Origin of the sequence: Mesorhizobium sp. M1A.F.Ca.IN.020.03.2.1 (assembly GCF_004023205.1) — a bacterium.
Lineage (GTDB): Bacteria > Pseudomonadota > Alphaproteobacteria > Rhizobiales > Rhizobiaceae > Mesorhizobium.
This window is the reverse complement of the sequence record NZ_RZSV01000328.1, coordinates 1-4,733: the sequence shown is the minus strand read 5'-3', so window position 1 is coordinate 4,733 and position 4,733 is coordinate 1. Positions and strand designations below refer to the sequence as shown.

Annotated in this window: 7 protein-coding genes and 1 tRNA gene; 3 read left to right on the top strand and 5 right to left on the bottom strand. The window is 61.9% G+C overall.

Features of this window, described 5'->3' with window-relative positions; genetic code table 11:
• Both EOA79_RS29735 and EOA79_RS29730 read left to right on the top strand, forming a co-directional pair.
• On the top strand, positions 1-605 hold a 605-nt coding region (locus tag EOA79_RS29735; RefSeq protein WP_164894004.1), incomplete at its 5' end, for an alpha/beta hydrolase.
• Positions 606-793: 188 nt separating this feature from the next.
• Positions 794-1,072, top strand: a complete 279-nt coding sequence (locus EOA79_RS29730) for a hypothetical protein (protein WP_095825336.1) — start codon at positions 794-796, stop codon at positions 1,070-1,072.
• Between the two features lie 70 nt (positions 1,073-1,142).
• On the opposite strand, the gene EOA79_RS29725 is transcribed toward EOA79_RS29730, so the two are convergent.
• The 3 genes from EOA79_RS29725 to EOA79_RS29715 form a co-directional block, all read right to left on the bottom strand.
• A complete protein-coding gene (locus tag EOA79_RS29725; RefSeq protein WP_067328195.1) occupies positions 1,143-1,382 on the bottom strand; it encodes a DUF2188 domain-containing protein in 240 nt (79 codons plus the stop codon).
• A 32-nt stretch (positions 1,383-1,414) separates the two neighbouring features.
• Positions 1,415-1,693 (bottom strand): DUF982 domain-containing protein, encoded by a 279-nt coding sequence (locus tag EOA79_RS29720; RefSeq protein ID WP_066998903.1) that lies wholly within the window; start codon positions 1,691-1,693, stop codon positions 1,415-1,417.
• A 90-nt stretch (positions 1,694-1,783) separates the two neighbouring features.
• A complete protein-coding gene (locus EOA79_RS29715) occupies positions 1,784-2,887 on the bottom strand; it encodes an NADH:flavin oxidoreductase/NADH oxidase (RefSeq protein ID WP_095825228.1) in 1,104 nt (367 codons plus the stop codon).
• Positions 2,888-3,040: 153 nt separating this feature from the next.
• Here EOA79_RS29715 and EOA79_RS29710 point away from each other — a divergent pair, with 153 nt between their 5' ends.
• Positions 3,041-3,619 carry an NUDIX domain-containing protein gene (locus EOA79_RS29710; RefSeq protein WP_095802227.1) on the top strand — a complete coding sequence of 193 codons (579 nt, stop codon included), beginning with the start codon at positions 3,041-3,043 and terminating at the stop codon, positions 3,617-3,619.
• A 32-nt stretch (positions 3,620-3,651) separates the two neighbouring features.
• Here the strand turns inward: EOA79_RS29710 and EOA79_RS29705 are convergent.
• A tRNA-Leu gene (locus tag EOA79_RS29705) sits at positions 3,652-3,737 on the bottom strand.
• 238 nt (positions 3,738-3,975) lie between these two features.
• Positions 3,976-4,554 carry a class I SAM-dependent methyltransferase gene (locus EOA79_RS29700; RefSeq protein ID WP_095825229.1) on the bottom strand — a complete coding sequence of 193 codons (579 nt, stop codon included), beginning with the start codon at positions 4,552-4,554 and terminating at the stop codon, positions 3,976-3,978.
• Positions 4,555-4,733: the final 179 nt, after the last annotated feature.

Here is a 4,733-nt window from a genome sequence, read left to right as displayed (position 1 = left end):
TCATCGAGGAGCTTGGGCTCGAACGGCCTTTGATCGTCGGTCATTCGCTGGGCGGCGCCATCGCGCTTGCACTTGCGATCGAGCATCCGACGGCGATTTCCGGCATCGCGCTCATCGCGCCGCTGACGCATCTGGAGGCGAGGGTGCGCCAGAAATTCGACCTGCTCTATGTTCCCTCGCGCCTGAAGCGCTGGATCTTGGCCCATACTTTAGCGATACCGTACAGCCTGAAATATGCGGAGCCGACGATGAAGTTCATCTTTGCGCCGCAAGCCGTGCCGGGGGACTACATGATCGCCGGAGGTGGTTGGCTCGGGTTGCGGCCCGCCCATTTCCAGGCGACCTCCACCGATATCGTGGCGGTGGAAGAGGATCTCGGCCGCCTCGAACAGCGCTATGGCGAGATCCTGATGCCGGCCGGCATTCTGTTCGGCGCGGATGACCGGGTGATCGGCATCGCGGCTCATGGCGAACCGATGCCGGGCAGGATCAGAGAGCTCGATTTCGAACGCGTCCAAGGGCTCGGGCACATGCCGCAATTCGTGGAACCGGAACGCGTCGTAGCCTTTATCGAGCGCATCGCCGCGCGCGCATTCCCAGCGTGAGGATCCCGTTCGAGTCAAAGGCCGAGAGGGATCGCGTCCGTTCACGAACCGTCACACAAAAGTGTCGGACATTCCGCCTCACCTACACTTGCAACGGGAACTTCGGCTCCAACCCTCGGTTTTAATCCGTGTCGGCTGGCGAATTTCCGGCCAGCAAGAATGCGGCAATTCACCAGATGGAGACCAATATGCTTACGAAGATTTTTGCAGCCTCGGCGCTTGTCCTTGGCATGGGCACCTCGGCTATGGCACAATCGTCGGACGCTTGGTGGTGGTGGCATCGTGATCGCCCGGTCCATAGCAAGCAGCCGGTTGATCCCTACACCACGGGCAGCATTTACTCCGATCGCGACGCCAGCGCGCTAAACAGCTTCGGCAACGGTGCCGTCGGCCCATGCGCCTCGGATACGGCCGGCCCCGACGCGAATGCCGGCCCGAACGTCAACGACCAGTATTGCGGCAAGTAGTCCGTTCGCCAGCGAGCGACCGACGTGAAGCTTTTACAGCGTCGGTCGCAGCAAGGTCGAGCGACGGAAATTAATCTGAGACTTCGGTCTGCGGCCGGTCGCGGCCATCGGCCAGTTCGTCATGCCAGACACCCTCGGAATCCTCATACTGGATGCCATCCGTGGTGCCGGCGACCTGCTGCTCGGCCGAAGCAATTTCAGCCGCGCGCAGCGCGTCCTGGCGGGTGGGAAATGTTTCTGAAAAAGTCGAGCCGACCATGTAGGCCCAGCCGCCGTCATGCTCGACGATTTTGTAGGTCAGTTTCGCCATGGAATCCTCCGGTCGAGAAGCCCTTTGCCTGCTCAATGCAGCTTTCCGTCGGACAGCCTTTCTTCGGGAACCAGCACTTCAGATTCCTCGGCTGCCTCGATCAGCGCGCGGCGCGCGTCCGCCGTCGAACGATACCCCTCCAGCGCTTTCAGGCAAGTATCGAGAGCATCACGATGCCGCTGGCCGCGATTGAGCGGCCACACGGTCATCAGGCACTCGGCCGCTTCGCGGGTGCTGCTTATTTGGCGATATTTGCCGACATGGCCGAGTTCGACCACCACCGGCTTCTCAAATGGCTTGCTGTCTGTCATGGCCGCCAACGTAAAACGGCCAATTTGGTTGCAATGGTGGCGGATGGCTGCGCCCAAAGGTCTCAGCCCATCGTCACCTGTGCAAGCCGTTCAGCCCGCGGCCTTCATCCAGTGCTGCATCGTCGTGACCGAGCGTGCCAGCTGCGGCGCCGGACGGATTTCCTCGCTGAACGTCGCCGCCGCGCGCCAGCCCCAGCGCGGATCGGCAAGGAAGGCGCGCGCCAGAGCCACCATGTCGGCGCGGCCGTCGGCCACGATCGCCTCGGCCTGCTGCGGATCGTCGATCAGGCCGACGGCGCGCGTCGGAATGCCGGCGCCCTTGCGCACAGCCTCGGCCAGATGCACCTGGTAGCCGGGGCCGCTGGGCAGCTTCTGCAACGGCGAATTGCCGCCGCTGGAACAGCACAGATAGGCGACGCCTTCCGCCTTCAGCGCCTTGGCCACTTCGATTGCCTCCTCGATCTCGAAGCCGCCGTCGACCCATTCCTTCACCGAAAGGCGGGCCCCCAGCATCAGGCCCGGCGCTGCCTTCTTCACCGCCCTGGCGATCTCCACGGCGAAGCGCATGCGGTTTTCCAGCGAGCCACCCCAGCGGTCGGTGCGCTGGTTGGAAAGTGGCGACAGGAACTGGAAGATCAGATAGCCGTGAGCGGCGTGCAGCTCGATGAAGTCGAAGCCGGCGCGCTCGGCCCGCTTGGCCGCATCGGCGAAATGTTGGATGACTTGCCGGATCTCTTCCTCGCCCAATGCGTGCGGTATATTCCACCCTGTGTCATAGGCGATGGCCGAAGCCGAAACGGTCTGCCAGGGATCCTCGCCCGCTTGCAGGGGGCCGCCGCCTTCCCAAGGCCTTCTGTTGGATGCCTTGCGGCCGGCATGGGCGAGCTGGACGCCGAATTTGGTGCCGGGCGCAGCGACGCGCCTGGCCGCATCGAGCGTGCGCTTGGCCGCCGCCTCGTTGTCGTCGGAGTAGAGGCCAAGACAGCCATGCGAGATGCGGCCGCGCCGCTCGACGTCGGTCATCTCGACGGTCACCATGCCGGCGCCGGACATGGCCAGGTTCATCCAGTGATGCAGATGCCAGTCGCTGGCGGAACCGTCCTCGGCCGAATACTGGCACATCGGCGCTACCGCAATACGGTTTGGAAAGGTCAGGCCGCCGAGGGTGATCGGCTGGAAAAGCGATGATGTCATGGAAACGGCTCCTGGGAGAGATATCGCTATCTAGGCAGCCGCGGCACTTCGCGCCAGACAACAGCCGGTGAAAGTCTCGCTGGACCAGTCGCTTTCCAGGATTGCGCCCGCGCCTGTTCGCCGATAACGCTTGCCGACAGCACGGAGCCAATCATGGAAGATCGCGTCCGCATCCAGTCTGAAGAAGTCCTGTCCGACGATTGGGCGGTGCTCAAGAAGACGGTGCTCGACTATCGCCGCCGTGATGGGCGCTGGGAGACGCAGATCCGCCAAACCTACGATCGCGGCGACGGCGCGGTGATCCTGCCTTTCGATCCGCAGCGCTCGACGGTGCTGCTGGTGCGGCAGTTCCGCTATCCGGCCTACGTCACCGGTCATCGCGAGCCGCTGATCGAGGCCTGTGCCGGTCTGCTCGACGAAAACGATCCGGAAACCTGCATCCGCAAGGAAGCGGAAGAGGAGCTCGGCTATCATTTGAAGAACGTTGAGCGGCTGTTCGCGCCCTATATGAGCCCCGGGAGCGTGACGGAACGGCTCTGGTTCTTTACCGCGCGCTATTCGCCGGCCGACCGTATTTCCGACGGCGGCGGAGCTCCGGAAGAGGGCGAAGACATCGAGGTGCTGGAAATGCCGCTCGACGAGGCGCTGGCCGGCATCGCCGACGGCCGTATCGTCGACGCCAAGACCATCATTTTGATCCAGCACCTGAAGCTCAATCCGATCAAGGGTTGAGTGGCCTGCCACCCGAAGCGAGGAGCGAAGGGTGGTGCGGACGACGGGAATCGAACCCGTACGATCAGAGATCGAGGGATTTTAAGTCCCTTGCGTCTACCAATTCCGCCACGTCCGCGCGCCGCGATTTCAAGCACTTGGGCCGACACGAGTCCAGCCTTGTGGGCGGGATGGCACCGTATTGCCACCGAATATTGCTCTTCCGCATCGGTTCTCATCGCAACTGGACCGGCTATGGCTCGCCTTCCGGGCCGCAGAAGACCAGCGCAGGGCGCGCTGTTAACCCTTCTCCACGACGGTGAGAGCGTCAGTCTCGCTGTTCCCGTTCCACGGGAACGTCTGCTGTTCGATGACGGTCAGCCCTGCACGCGCGCTGACATGCTCGACAAATCCCTTTGGCATGAAATTCCGCCAATCGGGATTTCCCCGAAGGATGCGGTTGGATTATCCGAGTAGTTCGAATGATGAAGGAGAGCTCGTCCCCCCGGTTTCAAGACGGAGGCGACTTCCATGATGTAGGACGCCACGGTCAGCGGTTCGAAATGAACCATCGAGTCGTAGCTGAAAACGGAGGAAAAGCGCCCCTTTTCAAACGCTAGACTCTTGCCGTCCGGTGAAAGCGTCACGGTCACATGAGAAGCGCTTGAAAACCGTTTCCTAGCCAATGCAGTGGCATCGACCGAAGTATCGATCAACGTCAGTCGCCTGCAACGGCCGACGATCTGCGCCGAATGACGTCCGGCACCGCTGGCTATTTCGAGCACATCATCCAAGTTCAAATATCGCTCAAAAGCTTTGCGAAAGCGGCTCGCCGGTGCCCAAAACCAAGCCACCAACTCAGGGTTTTCGTATTTCTCAAAGTACTCATAATCAGAGGCGCCAAAACTACGCCACGTATCGACGATTGCTTCGTGCGCAGCGTCAGGCTCAGTCATAAGCCTTCCCCCCCTCTTTCTTCTTGGCCGCACATTTTAGAGGGATTGGCCGTCAAAGGCAAAGGAGGCGCACGCAAGCTGGCTTGCCAAGGGGAGCAGCTATCCGCTTCATGGCTTCCGCAGTTCTCACCCCGGCACCGCCGCCGTACTCGGGAATGAAGTCGGCGCCGGCCGCTTCG